This is a genomic window from Enterobacter sp. BNK-13 (genome assembly GCF_048685015.1).
GTDB lineage: Bacteria > Pseudomonadota > Gammaproteobacteria > Enterobacterales > Enterobacteriaceae > Enterobacter > Enterobacter quasiroggenkampii.
In genome coordinates, this window is record NZ_JBLQTP010000001.1 from 3281993 (window position 1) to 3299696 (window position 17704).

Below are 17704 nucleotides of genomic sequence, written 5' to 3' on the forward strand. Positions count from 1 at the left end.
TACATTTTTATTAGGGACATGACATGGGAATGAAGATGCCTTACTGGTGGCTCTCGTGCTGCCTGATATCTGTGCCCGCTTTCTGCGCAAATCCGGCGGCAACCATCAATACCGGACAGCTTCGCGAAACGCAGGAACTCCCCTCACTCAACGGCCGCGTGGCCCCGGTGGCTGGCAACGCCGCTCCCGGTTCATTACAGCTTGGCGAAGCCGTTAACCGTGCCGTCACGTGGCACCCGGCCATCAGCGAAGCCGTGGGCAAACTCTACCAGCAGAGCGAAGAGGTGGACGTCGCGAAGTCAAAATACTATCCGCAGATTAATGCCGGCGTGGACAACGGGTATTCCCACGACGGCGACCAGAATGGCTTTACGCCGTCGCTGGTGCTTTCTCTCTCTCAAATGCTCTATGACTTCGGCAAAGTGGCCAGCCAGGTGCGCGCCGAGAGCGCTGGCGTTGCCCAGCAGCAGGCCAACGTGCTGGTGAGTATCGACACCATCGCCCACGATACCGCCGTCGCCATGGTACAGGTGCAGACCTGGCAGCAGATGGTCGACACCGCCAAAGAGCAGCTTGAGGCTCTTTCCTCCATCGGCACGCTGACCCGCCAGCGTAACGACGAGGGCGCCACGTCGCTCTCTGACGTGGTGCAGACCGATGCCCGTATCGAAGGCGCGCGCGCCCAGCTGATGCAATACCAGGCAAGCCTGGAGAGCGCCCGCGCGACGCTGATGAGCTTTCTCGGCTGGAACGGCCTGAACGCGATCAGCAACGACTTTCCGCAAAAGCTGGCCCGCAGCTGCGATGTCGCCGAGCCGGACGACCGCCTGGTTCCTGCGGTGCTCGCCGCCTGGGCGCAGGCTAACGTCGCCCAGGCTAACCTCGACTACGCCGACGCGCAGATGACACCAACCGTCTCGCTGGAGCCGGAGGTGCGCCACTACATGAACGATCGCTACGCGGGCAGCGACACGCGGGATCGCACCCAGTATTCCGCCTGGGTGAAAGTACAGATGCCGCTCTATCAGGGCGGCGGCCTCACCGCCCGGCGTAACGCCGCCGGACACGCGGTGGAAGCGGCACAGTCCACCATTCAGCGCACGCGCCTGGATGTCCGCCAGAAACTGCTGGAAGCCCGCAGTCAGGTGATGAGCCTGCAAAGCACGCTGCAAATTCAGGGCCGCCAGGAGGCGCTCAGCGCCCGCACCCGCGAACTGTACCAGCAGCAGTATCTCGACCTCGGCTCGCGCCCGCTGCTCGACGTGCTTAACGCCGAACAGGAGGTTTATCAGGCGCGTTTCACCCAGCAGCAGACCCTCGGTCAGCTGCACCAGCTGCAGCTCAACTGCCTGTATAACACCGGGCAATTGCGTCATGCGTTCGACCTTGATAACCGCACCATCCAGACCGTGGAGATCCAGCCATGAAGCAGCGTGATATCCCGCAAGGTGAAAACATGACGGATGAGGCGCTGGCGCAGTGGGCGCAGGCCTTTGGCTTTATCGCCACGCGCTACCGCGTCGCCTGCTCGCCCGGCGCGCTGATCGCAGGCGCACCGTGGCTGAAAGGCAAACCGATGGTGCCCGCCCTCACCCAGCTGGCGCGTGAGGCGGGGCTGTCGTTTCAACTGCTCACCGCTGACCAGCAGTCGATCAACAGCTGGCGTCTGCCGGTGGTGGTGGCGCTGAATGACGGCCGGGTCGGCGCGATCGAACACTTCGATGGCGACGACACGCTGGAAGTCAGCTTCTTCGACGACCAGACCTACACTAACCGGCTGTCGATGACGGCCATGCTGCCCGCCATCCGCCACGTCATTGCCCTGCGGCCACTCGCCGCGCTGAAGGACAGCCGCGTGGATGCCTATATCTCAAAATATCGCCCGGACTGGCTCTACCGGCTGGTGATGCGCGATCTCCGCCCCTACAGCTGGGTAATGCTCGCCGCGCTGTTTATCAACGTGCTGTCGCTTTCCGGGATCGTCTTTTCCATGCAGGTGTATGACCGGGTGATCCCCGCCCAGTCCTACCCGACGCTGTACGTCCTGACCATTGGGGTGCTGATCGCCACCCTGTTTGGCTTCGTGCTGCGCGTGGCGCGCGGGCACATTATGGATCTGCTGGGCAAGCGCTCGGATATGCGCGTCTCGGATCGCGTCTTCGGCCACGCGCTGCGGCTGCGCAACAGTGCGATTCCCCGCTCCACCGGCAGCTTTATCTCACAGCTGCGCGAGCTGGAGCAGATCCGCGAGATGGTCACCTCGTCCACCATCTCAACGATTGTCGACCTGCCCTTCTTTTTACTGTTCGTGGTGGTGCTGGCGATCATCGCCCCACAGCTGGCGTGGATCGCCCCGGTCGCGGCGGTGATCATGGTCCTGCCCGGCCTGCTGCTGCAGAAAAAGCTGGCGGAGCTGGCAAAGCAGTCGGCCCATGAATCAACCCTGCGCAATGCGGTGCTGGTGGAGAGCGTGCAGGGGCTGGAGGACATCAAGCTGATGCAGGCGGAAAACCGCTTTTTGCAGCAGTGGAACAGCTATATCCAGATCACCGCCGAATCCGGCCTGCGCACCCGCGAGCTGACGCAGAACCTGATCAGCTGGGGGATGACCATTCAGAGTCTGGTTTACGCCGCCGTGATTGTGGTCGGCGCGCCGATGGTGATCGACGGCACCCTGACCACCGGCTCGGTGGTCGCCGCCTCGATGCTGGCCTCCCGCATGATCGCCCCGATGGCGACGCTGTGCGGCGTGCTGGCCCGCTGGCAGCAGGTCAAAGCGGCAAAAGAGGGGCTGGACAGCATCATGCAGCTCCCCACCGAAAACCAGCGCGAGGAGACGCCGATCCGCCAGGACGTGCTGCGCGGTCACTACCTCTTTGAACAGGCGCAGTTCCGCTATCAGCCGGACGATCCGCGCATGGCGCTGCGCATTAACCGCCTGGAGATTGGGCCGGGTGAGAAAGTGGCGATCCTCGGGCGCAACGGCGCGGGCAAATCGACCCTGCTGCAGGCGATGGCGGGGGGGATGGATCTGGCGGCGGGCGAGCTGCGGCTCGACGGCTTCAGCCTGCCGCATCTCGACGTGGCGGACGTGCGGCGCAACGTCGGCTTTATGACCCAGAACGCGCGGCTGTTTTACGGCACCCTGCGCGAGAACATCACCCTCGGCATGCCGCGCGCCACCGACGAAGAGATCTTTGAGGCGCTGGAACTGACCGGCGCAGCAAGTTTCGTGCAGAAGCTGCCCAAGGGGCTGGACTACCCGATCATGGAAAACGGCGTGGGGCTCTCCGGCGGGCAGCGTCAGTCGATTCTGCTGGCGCGGATGCTGCTGCGCGATCCGAATATCGTGCTGATGGATGAACCCACCGCCTCGCTGGACGAGCACACCGAGCGGGAATTTATCCAGCGGCTGGGCGACTGGCTCGGGCACCGCACCCTGATCGTCGCCACCCATCGCGTACCGGTGCTGGAGCTGGTGGAGCGCGTGGTCGTGTTGAAAGATGGGATGCTGGTGATGGACGCGCCAAAAGCCCAGGCGCTGAGCAACAGCCGTATGCAACAGCAACAGCAGCAGGCAGCAACCGGACGGGAGTGGAAAAATGAAAATCAGTCAGCGTGACGTGGCGGCAATGGACGATCTGGATAATGCCCTCGACTCCGAAAGCGGCTACACCGGCGCGCGTCGGATCGTGATCTTCTCGCTGCTGATGTTTGTGGTGCTGGGCGTCTGGGCGTGGTTTGGCGTGCTGGATGAGGTGTCAACCGGATCGGGGAAAGTGATCCCCAGCTCGCGCGAGCAGGTTTTACAGTCGCTGGACGGGGGGATCCTCACCGAGCTGAACGTCCACGAGGGCGATCAGGTGCAGGCCGGACAGGTGCTGGCGCGGCTTGACCCTACCCGTTCCGAATCAAACGTCGGCGAAAGCGCGGCGCGCTACCGCGCCTCTCTGGCCTCCAGCGCCCGCCTGTATGCCGAGGTGAACGATCTGCCGCTGAAGTTCCCTCCTTCGCTGGCGAAATGGCCGGATCTGATTGCCGACGAAACGCGGCTGTACAACTCGCGCCGCGCGCAGCTGGAGGATACCCAGCGGGAGCTTCGCGCCGCGTTAGATCTGGCGAATAAAGAGCTGGCCATTACCCAGAGGCTGGTGAAGACCGGGGCCGCCAGCCACGTGGAGGTGCTGCGCCTGCAGCGGCAGAAAAGCGATCTGGAACTGAAGCTCACCGACGTGCGTTCGCAGTATTACGTCCAGGCCCGCGAGGCGCTCTCCAAGGCCAACGCGGAGGTGGATATGGTTTCGGCGATCCTCAAGGGCCGTCAGGATTCCGTCACCCGTCTGACGGTAAAATCCCCGGTGCGCGGGATCGTCAAAAACATCAAGGTCACCACCATCGGCGGCGTGATCCCGCCCAACGGCGAGCTGATGGAGATTGTGCCGGTGGACGATCATCTGCTGATTGAAACCCGCCTGTCGCCCCGTGATATCGCCTTTATCCACCCGAATCAGGAGGCGCTGGTGAAGATCACCGCCTACGATTACGCCATTTACGGCGGGCTGCACGGGGTCGTGGAGACGATTTCGCCGGACACTATTCAGGACGAGGCCAAGCCGGAGGTGTTTTACTACCGGGTATTTATCCGCACCAGCCAGGATTACCTGGTCAATAAGGCGGGCAGGCATTTCTCGATTGTGCCGGGGATGATTGCCACGGTGGACATTAAGACCGGAGAAAAAACGGTGCTGGATTATCTGATTAAGCCGTTTAACCGGGCGAAAGAGGCGCTGAGGGAGCGGTAGTCAATCGCCGGGTGGCGGCTTCGCCTTACCCGGCCTACATTGTAAAGCTCAGCGGGACGTGGGGAGGGCATCAGACCGCAACATCGCCCACTGCCCCGGTGTTTTACCGGTCCATGCTCTGAAAACCTCAATAAATGCGCTGACGCTGCTGTAGCCGCAGGACAGCGCAATCCACCCTACCGGCTTCCCCGCCGCCAGCCACTCCATTGCCTGCATGACGCGCGCCAGCTGCCGCCAGTTAACAAAGTTCATTCCAGTCTGGGCACTAAACCGACGATTGAACGTACGCACGCTCATCCCAGCATGAATAGCATGACTCTCGACCGTCTGGTTATCATCGACAAACTGCAGCAAATGGCTGACCACGTTCTTCAGACGCGGATCCGTCGGCACGGGCAGAGAAAAGTGAACCTGGGGCGTCAGGGCAAGCTCATCCAGCAGCAAAGTCAGCTTTCGCGGATCGTACTCGTTCTCTGCACCACATAAACGGGAAAACAGTGCATGAGTGAGATCGTCGGGCTCGAACAGCGCGGGCGCATCGGGAAGCCCTGCACAGCAGGCGGGGTCAAGATAGATGGCGCAGCCTTCTATTGCGCTTTCAGAAAAGGCGGCATGCTGCTGACCTGGCGGGATCCAGCCGATGTGTTTTGCCGGTACGACCGAGCGCGCCTGCTGCGTCTCAATGACCAGCAGACCCGTTGCAATGCGCCACAGCTGGCCGGTGCGATGACTGTGCCACGGTGTTCGATACCCGCCGGGATGACGGAGCGTTTCAAAACTGACCATCTCATTTTGACCGAAAATCGTTATTCATCGACCTATTACAGAAACCACGTCTTCAGCTGTCAAGGATAATGGGGACTCAACCACATAAGGAGCCCGTATGAGCATTATCACCTCCCTGGTAGCCCAGCCTGACAACGCCGCGCAGCGCGAAAAAATGGCGTGCCTGTTAACCCGCTTATTCAACGGCGATATCGATCCGGCAGAGGTATTTACGCCCGATTACCAGCAGTTTACGGACGGTCACGCCCTTGACTACCGGGGTTTTATTCAGCACCTGAACCACGTTCGCTCGCAGATCCGCGCGATCGCCTTTAGCGTGGCGGAGATAGCCTGTCATGACGAACTTCTGGCTGACCGGCATATCGTGACGGTCACGTATCCTGATGGTCGTCAGGCAGAGATAGAGGTTTATCTGTTTGCCGCGCTGCGTGAAGGGAAAATCTGGCGGATCCATGAAGTCACGCGAGCCCTCAGCGGCGATGCTTCAGATCGCACCCTGGCACACGCGACAGAATAACGTCACTCCGCCGGGCGCGGCGCGGTACGGCTAAACACCTCAACATACCGCGTAAACTTGCCGATAAACACCCCGGCAAACAGCCCGCCGGAGACAATCGCAAGGGCGCTGATGGCGGGCTGCTGCAGCGTCTGCGGCGCGATGGCGCTCATTACCCCCAGCACGTATTTCACCGCGAACGCCAGCATCATAAACGGCAGCGCGGTGTAATCCGCCTGGCGGCAAAGGGTACGCGGCGCGGCGGCGCGAGTTACCGCCGTCGGGCGAATCAATGCGTAACCCAGCGCAGCGCCAGCCAGAATGCCCGCAAGCCACATCGACAGCGTCGCGACGCTGAGGGTGCGGTACATCACCAGATCGTAAATATCCCATAGCAGAAAAATGGCCGGGATTATCGCCAGTTTTTCCAGCGTGACCGTGGCGGGCCGGCGGGCCCGGAGCCCACGAGAAACCAGAAACACAAACAGCACCCAGACCCAGATGGGGGTGTGCGTCAGAATACCAGTCAGTTGTTCGAACATAGCTGTTTACCGTGGGTATCACGCGGCCGTTATCGCGCGGGATTAGTATTACGCAAAATAGCCCGCGCGCAATCCCCACTTTTGTTACTTGAACGTCACGGTAAAGGTGGCTGTCGCACTGTAATTCCCAAGCTTCGGCGTCGTGGTCGTCCATATAAACCCTGCGTGATAATCATGCGTGAGCCGGTCTCCACCGATCGTACCTATCTCCTGCGGCGTGTTCAGCGCAATGCGCGGCTCCATCAGGCTGCTGGCGGAAATGATAAAGCCAAAGCCGCTGTCTGCCGCGGGCATGATGATTGCTCCGTCTTTGACCGTATTCGTCGAGCTTAACGTCATCAGCAACGTCTCCCCCGTGCAGGTTTTACCGCTGGCTTCACGCGTCAAATCGACCTGTAACGTAAAGGGTTTTGTTTTCTCAATCTTACCGGGCGTCGCCCAGCTGCCGTTGATGACGCCAAAGTCGAGGGTATCGGGTACCAGCAGCACTTTTGGCGTGCAGGCCAGAAAGGTGATTTTATCCAGCCCGGTAATGGTCAGGTTAAAGTTACCGTCCTGAGTCACCGTGCCGCCTCGCAGACCGCCCACGCCATCTACCTGAAAGAGCGACAGGCTGACATCCCCCATCACTTTGCCATTGGTGGCCGCCGGAAGGCCGGTGGTTTTGATGTAAACCTGATAGGTGAGCGTGAACGTCTGCGGGGCCGCCGGGGAGAGACAGCCTTTGTTGCCGTTAGGGCGGCACACGGTACCTGGTCCAATTTCTATTTTATCGCCCTTCTTCAGCTTGTAATCGACGTTCCTGAAGGTGATGCCAATCTCCAGAGAGTTGTGCACGTTTTTCACCGCATCTTTCGGATCGAGCCATAAATAGGCGCTCTCGCCGTTTGGATAGGCGTCCGTGTCAGAGCAGGTAAACGTCGCCGTGATCGGTGACGATACCCATATTTTGGTGTTGGTGCCGAAGTCGCCGATTGACGCTTTGATGATGCTGTTAATGGCAACGTACTGGCTCACCGAGCCCTGGGCTTTACAGGTCAGCGCCATAACGGTGGAAGAAAACAGGCCGAAGCAAAAAATCACCGCGGCGTACAGCATATGTCGTCCCTGAAATTGCATTGTCCTCTCCTTTATCGACAAATTGCGCTGATCTCGCGATAGCCCGCGGTATCCTGTTCACGCCGTTCCTCATCCGGAAGCTGGATGCGACACTGTTCGTCATCCCCCTCCCCCCAGCGAATGGCGATCGCTTCGCCCGGCAGCACGCCTGAAACAAAAATATCCCCGTCAGGCCCGACAATGCCGTTGTTACGCTCGCCCCGGCTGTAGGCCTGCGCGCCAACCGGCGGCACGCTGTTGTCGGGTCGTTTGCTGTGAATCAGCACGCTGTCGCCCCGATATGTTTCAAACGTCACGCGCGTAATCGCGCCGCGGGTAGGGACGTTATTCTGGGTGGCAACAGGCACGTCGAGCCCCTCCGGGAAGTCCTGGGTGTTCAACGACCAGGTATTGTTGCGATAAGGAATCGCATGCGGGGCAACGGCATAGCCCGCAGCGTCGATCCGCACTCCGGCCTGATTCTCTACCCTCACCCCCTGCGCATCCTGAGCCTCAATCAGGGTAAAGGTACTGCCCGGTGGCTGGGACAGCGTCACGCCGCCAGCGTGAGCAAGGATACCGCCGCTGAGGTTCATGCTGCTTTGCTGCACATCTTCCGCTCTGGAATAGCCCAGCCACAGATTTCCGGCGCCCCCCTTGTAGCCCATGCTCAGATCGCCCGCCGTCCCCTCAGCATCGTTTTGCTGCACCTGCATGGCGTAGCTAAGGCGGTTATCCTCAAGCAGGGAGCCACTCAGCCCCGCGGAGGAGGACACGTTTCCGGCACGATCGGCGTGAAGGCCTGTCGTCGCCGTCGCCGGGTGGCTGCCAAAACTGAGCGGCAGGGACAGGCGCAGGTTAATGCTGCTGTCATGTGCAATGTAGTGGTTGCGCGTATTCTGGTAGTACAGACTCCAGGTCACATTGCCCAGCCGTGAGGTAAAGCCAGACTGAACCGTGGTATCAGAACCGGCATCCTGCCAGTAGCTTTGCTTGCTGAAGGTGAGATAAAGCTGGCTGATCTCACCTATCTGCTGGCTCATTGAGATATCCAGCCGCGCTTTTTTGGTTGCGTAGCGGCTGTCGTAATGGATTTCAGGCTTTGACGCGACCCAGTCAGGGTTATCCTGATCGGCGTCATCCCAGTAATAGGTTTTATATCGGCCATTATCCCAGCGGCGACGTTCCTGAACCGACTCCTGGAAATCGTAATAACCGGACGAGGAGTAACGATAGCCCGCCACCTGAAAATCGGTGCGGGAATCGAGAAAGGATTTCGCGTACAGGAAGCGAGCGCTCCCCCCTTGCTCATCGTCGCCCCGCGCCAGCCGCGTGTCGGATAACGCCAGATCGACGGACACCGCGCCAAAATGCCCCATGTTTTTGCCCACGCCCATCGCCGCGCTGCGGTAGTGTTCCGCCGAAAGCAGGCCGCCCGACAGGGTCACCGTATCGCTCATCCCTCTGGCGAGCTGGCTTTCAACAAACGCAGGGGCATAGCCGTCGGCACCGTCATGATATTTTGCGGCCGTGATTTCATAGTTCCACTGCCCCTTGCGAACCAGTCCCGGGAGCACGGTATAGGGGATCACCAGATTGGTTTTCCGTCCGTCGGTTTCAATGATGGTGACAAACAGATCCCCGCTCTGACTGACCGGCACAATGTCATCAAACGCGAACGGTCCCGGCGGCACGTTGGTGGAGTAGATCAGATACTTATTCTGTCGAACCTCCACGCGGGCATTGCTTTCCGCGACGCCTCTGACGACAGGGGCATAGCGCGACTGGCTGTCTGCACGCATCATGGGCTCCGAGGCCAGCTGCACCCCGCGAAACGGAATACTGTCGTAAAGGGTTGTTCCGGTACTCCCTTGTCCCAGCAGCAGACGACTCCTGAGTGACGGAAGCGCCCTTTCAGCCCACGACGAGACGTTTTTCCAGTGGCCCGTTTCCCCATCCCGCTTTGTCAGGTTCGCCATCTGGCGCAAGCGCCACGCCCCTATATTGATGCCGTTATTCAGGTAAAGGTAGGCGTACTGGCTGTTTTGCCCGTCGCTTCTGATGGTGTTCGCCGCCAGGTTGTAGTTCACAAAAGCGGCATTGATGCCCTCGTCGTAACGCGTGGAGGGTACCGTTCCGCGCGGTTGCGTCAGCATATTGAGCTGGGGAACCTGAATATCCAGCCGGTGCTCGGTCATCGTAACGTTCATGGACGCCCCCGCAATCCGGCGCTCGAGGGGATAGCACGACTCGTCATCGTCAGCGGGAAGAGCGACGGACCACGCGCGCAGCCGATCGGCGCTAATGCACGGGTGCAGCGCGCTGTCGGGCTTATCGCGGACGATCTCAACGTCACGCTGTTCAACAAGCTTTCGGTTAACGTAAACATCGAGGGAATAGGTTCCGGGAATAATGCCGGAATCAGGGTCGATCAAATTAATGAACGATTGCTCGCCCGTTCCATGAAAAAATGCGGTGTTATATTCACTTTGCGCCAGACATTCGCTGCCGGAAACCAGTAAAGAGGTAAGCGCGCACAGGGGGATCCATGTTCGTTGCATAATGATTCATCCATGACATTATTTAATAATCTGCAACGGTGGGCTTAGTGCATTTTCACGTCGGCAACGCCGCCGTAATCGTTAATGTACGTTAAGCCAACCACCCGCGAGCCTTTGGGAAAAGGAATCGTTTCGCTGCCAAAGGGAACGATCATCGGGGCCGTTATTTTTTGTTCTTTTCCCTGCGGGGTTTTAATAATTAACTGGCTCAGGCTAATATGCAGAGGCCCCGGATTGCTGACGACCAGTGCCTCACTGCTTTTCGTCAGCGTTAACTGACCTATCTGCTCGTCCAGTTTTGCCTTCATCCCAACCGGGCGATAAAAAAGCTTAAGGCGCGTTCGAATCGCCAGCTGCATCACATTAGGCTCGCTGGCCCGGGGCGGTATTTCCTGAACGTTAATCCAGTAAACGCTTTCTCTGTCGGTCGGTAATCCTTTACCGGAATAGATAAAACGTAACACGGCGGATTGATCGGGTTTCACCTTCATAATAGGCGGCGTCACCACCATCTCTTTTCCGGGCTTGTCTGAATCTTCGTCCAGCCAGGTCTGGATAATATAATTTTTTTGCGACGCGTTATGCAGCGTTAACGAGGCCGATTTATTCTCACCGGAATAAATCACCCGTGAACTTTCAATCTGAATAGCTGAAATAGCCGATGCGGAGTACAGCGCGAATAGCGCAATAATAAGTGACTTCATCATACCACCTTAAAAGCAGGCCCGAAGGCCTGCTCCTGTTATTGTTGAACAATGGTGAAGGTGGCCGTTGCGTTTGCTTCCCCGGTGGTGACCGCATCTTTGTTATAGGCGTAATAGTTCGCTTTCAGGAAGAACGTCCCGCTGCCCGAGGTGTCGCCTTCAGCAATTGTGATGCTGGCATCGGATTTATCAAGGGTTTTGGATAAGGTAATGTTCTGGTCGGAGATATCTTTAATCTGAATCCCCACCCCTTTTGCCGTGGTGCTGGCGGTCGCGTTATCCAGGTCCAGCACGTTCGGCTGACCGGACGGGCTGACGCCGTCAAGAACCAGATAATAGGTGCCCGGCTGACAGCCCGTCAGGTTAATGGCAAAGCCCACCTCCGGGCCGTTGGCATCTTGTTTTAAGGTTTCCATCGGAATAGTTCCCATCGGAACCGTAATTTCGGCAGTGCTTTCCCCGGAGAGCTTGCAGGATGATGAGCCAATTTGCCCTACAAATTTTAACTTACCGTCTGCCGCATGGGCAAAAGAGGTAAAAAGCCCCAGGGCAACCATCGCCGCGCAAAGAGATTTCAATTTCATATACAGCTCCTTCTGTTTATACAACATATTATAAATAACAGTGCATCGTTTCTGCCTGAATACTACACCCGCATAAAACGCTTCATTTCCTGGCGAACGTTATGTAACCTTTATATCCGTTGTCAGGTAATGATAAAGCCCGGTAAGACTCTCGACCTGGAGTTTGGAATAAATGTTACGCCGGTGAATACTGACCATTTTCTCACTAATATCGACCTGCCGGGAGATCTCTTTATTACCTTTCCCTGTAATAAAAAATGGCATCAGGTCTAATTCCCGGTGGGTGAGATTTGAATTTTTCTTAATCATCGCCCAGGTTTTATTGGTCACGGATTTTGAAATAATCTGTCCAGCCTTATCTTTGACCATAAAAGTGCTGAGTTTATCAAATGATTCGCTGTTATCAATTAAGATATCCGCAACCGAGTCCAGCAAAATATTTTCAGTCACTTCCACAATTCGCGCATTAGTCGTAATAATAAGTATATTGTCAAAAACATTCTGGCGCTTCATCTTTAACAGTAACAACAGTAAACCGTGGTCAGCAATATAATAGTCAATGATTATCGTGACCGGTGATCTCATTACCATCGTGCTCAGCGTTACGCTGGCTTTTTCAAATGCTAAAAACTTCAGTTCCTGCTTATCTCTCTGGCAATTTTGTATGATTTCACTCAACCCAATTCTGAACCAGACATTATCAGATACACAAATAATCATCATCCGTAACCTTATACTGATCCATGTATAACATTCCGGGAATAGAGCCTGTGAAGTGATTTAACCCTGAGCGAACGCTAAAAAATCATCCAACGACTGCGCTTATTCCATGAGACATTATTCAGATCAAAATGAATGAGATGCAAATAAGAATATGGGCAACAAGTGTAAGAGCAATCCGAAAAAGGATAATACAAAAAATGCTTTTCTTAGAAAAAAAGCATTAATAATTAATGAGTTAGTTAATGTTAATTTTGGTATTACTTTTCGAATACAATCCAAAAACATGGCCCGGGTATGATCCTGCGCAAGTTAACGTGAAGTTCCTGATCTGCATTTTCAGCTTCACCGCTTAAATAACGTCCAGAATCATACCCCACCATTCTGTTATAAAGAGGCTTTCAGGCGTCGAACGGCCTCTTTCAGCTCTTCATCCGTTGGCGTGACAAACGACATGCGCAGCGTCGCTGGGTCTGGCTCATTGCAGTAGAAAAATTCGCCCGGCACAAATACCACGCCGTTACTTAACGTTTTTTTCAGCCAGCGGGTGGTGTTCATGCCGTTGTTCATTTTCGCCCACAGGAACATGCCGCCCTTCGGCTTGTGGAACGACATCACGTCGCCCAACTCGGCTTCCAGTTCCGTGGCGAACGTCTGGTATTTCTGGCGATAGGCTTCGCGGATCGTTTTAATCTGATCGGCCAGACGGCCGGTCTTCAGGTACTCATACGTCATCAGCTGCGACAGCGTGCTGGTGTGCAGATCGGTGGTTTGCTTTAGGTTCACCACCGCGCGCTTCAGCCATTCCGGCACCACCACCCAGCCTACGCGCGTGCCCGGCGCGAGGATTTTAGAGAAGGTGGAGGTATACACCACGTTTTCTTCGTTGCCGATATCTTTGGCATGGGCAATTAACGGGCGGAAGACTTCATCGGTATAATTAATTTCGCTGTACGGATCGTCTTCAATGATCACGAAGTCATAGCGCTTCGAGAGTTCCACCAGCTGTTTACGACGCGCCTCAGAAAGCGTCACGCCGCCAGGGTTACCAAAGGTTGGAACGATATACACCGCTTTAATGGCTTTTTTGGCCACCAGCGCTTCTAGCTCATCCACCTTCATGCCGTCGCCGTCGGTGCCAACGGATTCAAAATTCGCCTGCGCCAGGCCGAATACCTGCAGGGCGGCGAGATAGGTTGGACGCTCGACGACAACAATATCGCCCGGGTTAATTAACGCGCGCGCCAGCACGTCGAGGGACTGCTGTGAACCGGAGGTTACGACCACGTCATCGGCCTTACAGCGAATGCCTCGCCCCTCGCAAATGCGCTGAATCTCTTCCCGCAGTCCCGGTACGCCTTCGGTCAGGCCATACTGAAACGCCTCGCCAAAATGCTGAGATAATACGGCATCAGCGGCAATTTTCAGCCCTTCACGATCGAACAGATCAGGGTTTGGAATACCGCCCCCCAGCGAGATCACGCCCGCCATTTTGCTGTGTTTTAATAATTCACGGATGGCAGATGATTGCAGGCCCTGCGCGCTGCTGGCGAGTTTACTCACGGACATTCTTTGCTTACCTTCTGTTTTTATAGTGTGCTCAATCTTAGCAGAATATGGGCGATAAATTCCGTCAGCTTAGGCAGTGGCCGCAAATCCTGGCGCCACAGTAGATGCACAGGCCTTGGCGCGGGCGTGAACGGTTCCATTACCCGCACCAGTCTGCCGCTTGCCAGTTCTTCCGCCACCAGCACTTCCGGTTGCAGCAACAGCCCCGCCCCGGCTCGCGCCGCCATGCGTAAGCCGTAGCCGTCGTTGCACCGTAATACGGCATCCCGTTTCCAGCGCACCTCCCCTTCCACGCCCGGCAGCCGCCACTCGTTGCGTGCCGTCCACACCGTGTGCGAAAGACAGAGATGATCCACCAGATCGTCTGGCGTTTGCGGCGTGCCGTGTCGCGCTAAATAGTCCGGTGCGGCGCAGATCACCATGTTGTAGGGGCACAGGTATTTCGCCACCAGATCGTCGTTGCGAACGTCGCCAATGCGAATGGCCAGATCGACGCCCTCCTCCACCAGATCGACCATCCGGTTGGTGAGATCCAGCTCGATGCGTACCTCCGGGTAGCGCTGCAAAAAGGTGGCCGTGAGCGGGGCGATCATGCAGCCGCCAAACGACGTGGGCGCCGTGACGCGCAGGGTGCCAGACGGCGCGGCGCGCAGCCGTTCAACCGCGCTTTCGGCAATCATGACCTGCTCCAGCACCCGCTTCGCCTCGTCGAAATAGACCCGTCCGGCATCCGTCAGGCTTTGGCGTCGCGTGTTACGCTCCAGCAGGCGGGTGCCAAGCTGGGATTCCAGCAGCGCAACGTACTTGCCCACCATCACCGCCGACATCTCCAGCCGTGCCGCCGCACCGGTGAAGCTGCCGCTTTCCACCACGGCAATAAACGTCTCCATGCTGCGGAGCTTATCCATATTCCAAACCTCTGGTTAGCAATCTTCTAACTTTAGCCCAGTTTATCCGCATTTTAATTTATTAAAGAATGAAGGCTCACAACATAAGGAGTCGGCTATGAAAATCGTCATTATTGGTGCCAGCGGTACGGTCGGTTGTGCGGTAACGGAAGAGCTGAGTCGTCGCCACGAGGTCATCCGCGTCGGTCGCACGCAGGGCGACGAGCAGGTGGATATCACCTCGCAGTCAAGCGTTCAGGCGCTCTTCGAGAAAATCGGCCAGGTGGATGCGATTGTGTCCGCCAGCGGTGGCCTCTACTTCGGCCCGCTCGCGACCATGAAAGACAGCGACTTTAACCAGGGCCTGCAGGATAAACTGCTCGGGCAGGTGCGCCTGGCGCTGACCGGCCAGCACTACCTGAATGAAGGCGGCTCGATTACGTTGATAAGCGGGGTCGTGGCACACGAGCCGATTGCGCAGGGCGTAAACGCCACCACGGTGAATGCCGCGCTGGAAGGGTTTGTTCGCGCCGCAGCCTGCGAACTGCCGCGCGGGATCCGCATCAACCTGATCAGCCCGACGGTGCTCACCGAATCGGTCGACACGTACGATGGCTTCTTCCCGGGCTTCGAAAGCGTGCCTGCCGCCACGGTGGCGCAAGCCTATCGTCGCAGCGTGGAAGGCGTGCAGACCGGGCGCGTATACAAGGTCGGCTACTGATCCTTGCGGGCGGCGATCAGCACCAGCATCGGGCGCTCCGCCTCCTCGGCCAGCGCGGGCCAGACGTCAACCTGCGCCTGCGTTGGTCCCCACTCGTTGACGTTGCTTATCGTTAATCCGGCCCTGATGAGCGCGTTAAGCGTGGTGCCCAGCGTGCGGTGGTATTTGATCACCCCATCCGCCAGCCAGTTGCTGACGCGCTGGCCTTCGTCCTGATAATGATTCACGCCCCAGAACCGCTCGCCGTTATCGTCGGTCAGCCAGCCCTGACGCGAGGCGCAGGTGTAAATCGGGTGTTCCATCGAAAAGACCAGGCTGCCGCCGGGCTTAAGCGCGCGCTGAACCTTCGCAAACAGGGTATCCAGCTCCGGCAGGTAGTGCAGCGCCAGCGAGCTGTAGACCAGATCGAGGCTGTTCTCGTTGAGCTTAAGTGATTCCAGATCGCTACGCTGATAGTGAATCCGTGCGTCGTCAGTCAGTTCAGCCGCGCGGGCGAGCATCTTTTCTGAGATATCGACCCCCGTGACGTCAGCAGCGCCCAGCTCGCGCACGGCGCGGCAGAACCAGCCGTAGCCGCAGCCGAGATCGACAACCGATTTACCGGTTAAATCCGGTAGCATGCTTTTTAGTGCAGGCCACTCCGGCGCGCCGTCCAGACCCTGCACCGAACGCGGAAGCTTGGCGTAGCCTTCAAAAAACGCCGGGTTGTCGTAGATGTTTTGTGCCATGGCAGATCCCTCTTTAAGAATGTGCACAGCAGTATACTGCATTGTCGGGTGGCGGCTTCGCCTTACCCGACCTACAAAATCTCCGAACCGTAGGCCGGGTAAGCGAAGCCGCCACCCGGCTCGCTTTTAGCCCACCGTACCCCAGACCAGATTTCCTTTATGGAACGTTGCGGTACGCGGGGAAATGCGCGCCACGGCTTCGGCGGAACAGGAGGCGTCCACCAGCACAAAGCTGGCGTCATCCTGCGCTTTCGGCCACACGCGCTCCCCTTTGTCGTTCAGCGGCAGCACGTCGCCGGTCGCAATCCCCAGCGCGCGGGAGAGCGTCTGCTCGTTCGGGCGGATGTAGAGCTGGGCGTAAAGATTGGCTTTCTCCAGCATGTCCCCCAGACCGTACGGCGACCAGTGGTCGATCACGCTGTCGGTGCCGGTCATCACAAACACGCCCTTGTCCCGCAACTGCTTCAGCGGCATATGCAGGGTGCCAATCGGCACGGTAGAGGCGATGGTCACCTGCTGCGCCGCCATGCGGGTGGCGATCTCATCCACCTGCTGTTCGTTGAGCGTCGCCAGCGCGAAGGCGTGGCTGATGGTGAGTTTCCCCTTCAACGCCGGCGTTTTCTCCACGGTTTCGACCATGTAGTTCACCGCCGCCACGCCCGCCGGGCTGGTTTCGTGCAGGTGAATGTCCACCCCTTTGTCGTAGTCCAGCGCAATCTGGAACATCAGATCGAGAGATTTCTCCATCGCGCCGTCGACGTTGGTCGGGTCCAGCCCGCCCACGTAGTGCGCCCCGGCCTGCATCGCCTCGCGCATCAGCTTTTCAGAATTCGACAGCAGCAGCCCGTGCTGCGGGAAGGCGACGATTTCGCAGTCAAAACCAGGTTTGCGGCGCGCCAGGACCGCCTGCAAGTTTTCCAGGTTTTTCAGACCGGAAACCGGCTCAATGTTGCAATGGCTGCGGGCGATGGTGGAGCCTTTCGACTGGATCAGGTCGATCAGCTTTTCCGCACGCTCCTGGGTGTAGGGCTGCAGCTCAGGCAACAGCTTCTGTTCCAGGCGGATCATATCCTGAATCGTGGTGCCCGCCGGGCGGTTGAGCGATCGCCACGGGCCGCCGTAGAAAGTTTTATCCAGGTGGATGTGCATGTCGCGCATTGCCGGGAGCATCAGCTTGTTGCCCGCATCGTAGTGCGGCAGCGTGGCGTCGGCGTGGCGCTTGTTGTCGTGCAGGGCGACGATCTTCCCGTCCTTGATCTCCAGCGTTTTCAGCTCGGTACGGGTGCTCGTCGCCACGCCGCCGTCGAAGTTAAACCCGGCTTCGAGCAGCACGTTGTCCAGATAGTAATGTTTCGCGGTGATATTCATAGATTTACCGGTCTCGCAGAGTGGCTTTGCGGAGTCAGCAGCATACGCGACGGATCCGGTCGCGCCAAACAGCGCGCAGGCGGTCACCATTTTGCCGCTCTGGCTGATAAATTCACGGCGGCTTTTGTTTTCACTCAT

16 protein-coding genes are annotated in these 17704 nt (G+C 57.8%); 5 read left to right on the plus strand and 11 right to left on the minus strand.

The window, feature by feature from the left end; all coding sequences use genetic code 11:
• Nucleotides 1-23 precede the first annotated feature (23 nt).
• The 3 genes from ACMGGQ_RS15785 to ACMGGQ_RS15795 are packed head-to-tail and all read left to right on the plus strand — an operon-like array spanning nucleotide 24 to nucleotide 4802.
• Complete coding sequence (locus ACMGGQ_RS15785) at nucleotides 24-1427, plus strand: TolC family outer membrane protein (protein ID WP_063622315.1); 1404 nt, start codon at nucleotides 24-26, stop codon at nucleotides 1425-1427.
• Entirely contained in the window at nucleotides 1424-3622 is a 2199-nt protein-coding gene (locus ACMGGQ_RS15790; protein WP_063622316.1) for a type I secretion system permease/ATPase, read from the plus strand. Before ACMGGQ_RS15785 ends, ACMGGQ_RS15790 begins: the two co-directional genes overlap by 4 nt.
• Before the next feature lie 10 nt (nucleotides 3623-3632).
• A complete protein-coding gene (locus ACMGGQ_RS15795; RefSeq protein WP_086374946.1) occupies nucleotides 3633-4802 on the plus strand; it encodes an HlyD family efflux transporter periplasmic adaptor subunit in 1170 nt (389 codons plus the stop codon).
• Between the two features lie 48 nt (nucleotides 4803-4850).
• Here the strand turns inward: ACMGGQ_RS15795 and ACMGGQ_RS15800 are convergent, their stop codons facing one another.
• Nucleotides 4851-5588, minus strand: coding sequence for an AraC family transcriptional regulator (locus ACMGGQ_RS15800; protein ID WP_048226659.1), 738 nt, complete (start codon nucleotides 5586-5588; stop codon nucleotides 4851-4853).
• A 97-nt stretch (nucleotides 5589-5685) separates the two neighbouring features.
• On the opposite strand from ACMGGQ_RS15800, the gene ACMGGQ_RS15805 reads away from it, so the two are divergent.
• Entirely contained in the window at nucleotides 5686-6105 is a 420-nt protein-coding gene (locus tag ACMGGQ_RS15805; RefSeq protein WP_048226657.1) for a nuclear transport factor 2 family protein, read from the plus strand.
• Nucleotides 6106-6107: 2 nt separating this feature from the next.
• On the opposite strand, the gene ACMGGQ_RS15810 is transcribed toward ACMGGQ_RS15805, so the two are convergent.
• The 8 genes from ACMGGQ_RS15810 to ACMGGQ_RS15845 form a co-directional block, all read right to left on the minus strand.
• A complete protein-coding gene (locus ACMGGQ_RS15810; protein WP_069720370.1) occupies nucleotides 6108-6626 on the minus strand; it encodes a DUF6622 family protein in 519 nt (172 codons plus the stop codon).
• Nucleotides 6627-6710: 84 nt separating this feature from the next.
• Complete coding sequence (locus ACMGGQ_RS15815) at nucleotides 6711-7745, minus strand: fimbrial protein (protein ID WP_420290259.1); 1035 nt, start codon at nucleotides 7743-7745, stop codon at nucleotides 6711-6713.
• Between the two features lie 11 nt (nucleotides 7746-7756).
• On the minus strand, nucleotides 7757-10285 hold the full coding sequence (locus tag ACMGGQ_RS15820) for a fimbria/pilus outer membrane usher protein (RefSeq protein WP_420290260.1): 2529 nt from the start codon (nucleotides 10283-10285) through the stop codon (nucleotides 7757-7759).
• Nucleotides 10286-10329: 44 nt separating this feature from the next.
• Nucleotides 10330-10992 carry a molecular chaperone gene (locus ACMGGQ_RS15825; protein ID WP_420290261.1) on the minus strand — a complete coding sequence of 221 codons (663 nt, stop codon included), beginning with the start codon at nucleotides 10990-10992 and terminating at the stop codon, nucleotides 10330-10332.
• 35 nt (nucleotides 10993-11027) lie between these two features.
• The gene (locus ACMGGQ_RS15830; RefSeq protein WP_045909280.1) at nucleotides 11028-11573 is read right to left on the minus strand and encodes a fimbrial protein; all 546 of its coding nucleotides are present in this window, start codon (nucleotides 11571-11573) and stop codon (nucleotides 11028-11030) included.
• 99 nt (nucleotides 11574-11672) lie between these two features.
• On the minus strand, nucleotides 11673-12296 hold the full coding sequence (locus ACMGGQ_RS15835; RefSeq protein WP_063622322.1) for a LuxR C-terminal-related transcriptional regulator: 624 nt from the start codon (nucleotides 12294-12296) through the stop codon (nucleotides 11673-11675).
• Nucleotides 12297-12680: 384 nt separating this feature from the next.
• Nucleotides 12681-13862, minus strand: coding sequence for a PLP-dependent aminotransferase family protein (locus tag ACMGGQ_RS15840; protein WP_348957622.1), 1182 nt, complete (start codon nucleotides 13860-13862; stop codon nucleotides 12681-12683).
• A 20-nt stretch (nucleotides 13863-13882) separates the two neighbouring features.
• Nucleotides 13883-14770 carry a LysR substrate-binding domain-containing protein gene (locus tag ACMGGQ_RS15845; RefSeq protein ID WP_420290262.1) on the minus strand — a complete coding sequence of 296 codons (888 nt, stop codon included), beginning with the start codon at nucleotides 14768-14770 and terminating at the stop codon, nucleotides 13883-13885.
• A gap of 97 nt (nucleotides 14771-14867) precedes the next feature.
• On the opposite strand from ACMGGQ_RS15845, the gene ACMGGQ_RS15850 reads away from it, so the two are divergent.
• A complete protein-coding gene (locus ACMGGQ_RS15850; RefSeq protein WP_420290263.1) occupies nucleotides 14868-15470 on the plus strand; it encodes a short chain dehydrogenase in 603 nt (200 codons plus the stop codon).
• Here the strand turns inward: ACMGGQ_RS15850 and ACMGGQ_RS15855 are convergent.
• Both ACMGGQ_RS15855 and ACMGGQ_RS15860 read right to left on the minus strand, forming a co-directional pair.
• Nucleotides 15464-16198, minus strand: coding sequence for a class I SAM-dependent methyltransferase (locus ACMGGQ_RS15855; protein WP_420290264.1), 735 nt, complete (start codon nucleotides 16196-16198; stop codon nucleotides 15464-15466). The genes ACMGGQ_RS15850 and ACMGGQ_RS15855 overlap by 7 nt on opposite strands.
• A gap of 126 nt (nucleotides 16199-16324) precedes the next feature.
• A complete protein-coding gene (locus tag ACMGGQ_RS15860; protein ID WP_420290265.1) occupies nucleotides 16325-17704 on the minus strand; it encodes an amidohydrolase family protein in 1380 nt (459 codons plus the stop codon).

Coding starts and splice junctions, on each gene's coding strand:
- ACMGGQ_RS15845 (WP_420290262.1), bottom strand. CDS start 14,770: ATGGATAAGCTCCGCAGCATGGAGACGTTTATTGCCGTGGTGGAAAGC.
- ACMGGQ_RS15840 (WP_348957622.1), bottom strand. CDS start 13,862: ATGTCCGTGAGTAAACTCGCCAGCAGCGCGCAGGGCCTGCAATCATCT.
- ACMGGQ_RS15805 (WP_048226657.1), top strand. CDS start 5,686: ATGAGCATTATCACCTCCCTGGTAGCCCAGCCTGACAACGCCGCGCAG.
- ACMGGQ_RS15830 (WP_045909280.1), bottom strand. CDS start 11,573: ATGAAATTGAAATCTCTTTGCGCGGCGATGGTTGCCCTGGGGCTTTTT.
- ACMGGQ_RS15855 (WP_420290264.1), bottom strand. CDS start 16,198: ATGGCACAAAACATCTACGACAACCCGGCGTTTTTTGAAGGCTACGCC.
- ACMGGQ_RS15850 (WP_420290263.1), top strand. CDS start 14,868: ATGAAAATCGTCATTATTGGTGCCAGCGGTACGGTCGGTTGTGCGGTA.
- ACMGGQ_RS15860 (WP_420290265.1), bottom strand. CDS start 17,704: ATGAGTGAAAACAAAAGCCGCCGTGAATTTATCAGCCAGAGCGGCAAA.
- ACMGGQ_RS15820 (WP_420290260.1), bottom strand. CDS start 10,285: ATGCAACGAACATGGATCCCCCTGTGCGCGCTTACCTCTTTACTGGTT.
- ACMGGQ_RS15835 (WP_063622322.1), bottom strand. CDS start 12,296: ATGATGATTATTTGTGTATCTGATAATGTCTGGTTCAGAATTGGGTTG.
- ACMGGQ_RS15795 (WP_086374946.1), top strand. CDS start 3,633: ATGGACGATCTGGATAATGCCCTCGACTCCGAAAGCGGCTACACCGGC.
- ACMGGQ_RS15810 (WP_069720370.1), bottom strand. CDS start 6,626: ATGTTCGAACAACTGACTGGTATTCTGACGCACACCCCCATCTGGGTC.
- ACMGGQ_RS15825 (WP_420290261.1), bottom strand. CDS start 10,992: ATGATGAAGTCACTTATTATTGCGCTATTCGCGCTGTACTCCGCATCG.
- ACMGGQ_RS15785 (WP_063622315.1), top strand. CDS start 24: ATGGGAATGAAGATGCCTTACTGGTGGCTCTCGTGCTGCCTGATATCT.
- ACMGGQ_RS15790 (WP_063622316.1), top strand. CDS start 1,424: ATGAAGCAGCGTGATATCCCGCAAGGTGAAAACATGACGGATGAGGCG.
- ACMGGQ_RS15815 (WP_420290259.1), bottom strand. CDS start 7,745: ATGCAATTTCAGGGACGACATATGCTGTACGCCGCGGTGATTTTTTGC.
- ACMGGQ_RS15800 (WP_048226659.1), bottom strand. CDS start 5,588: ATGGTCAGTTTTGAAACGCTCCGTCATCCCGGCGGGTATCGAACACCG.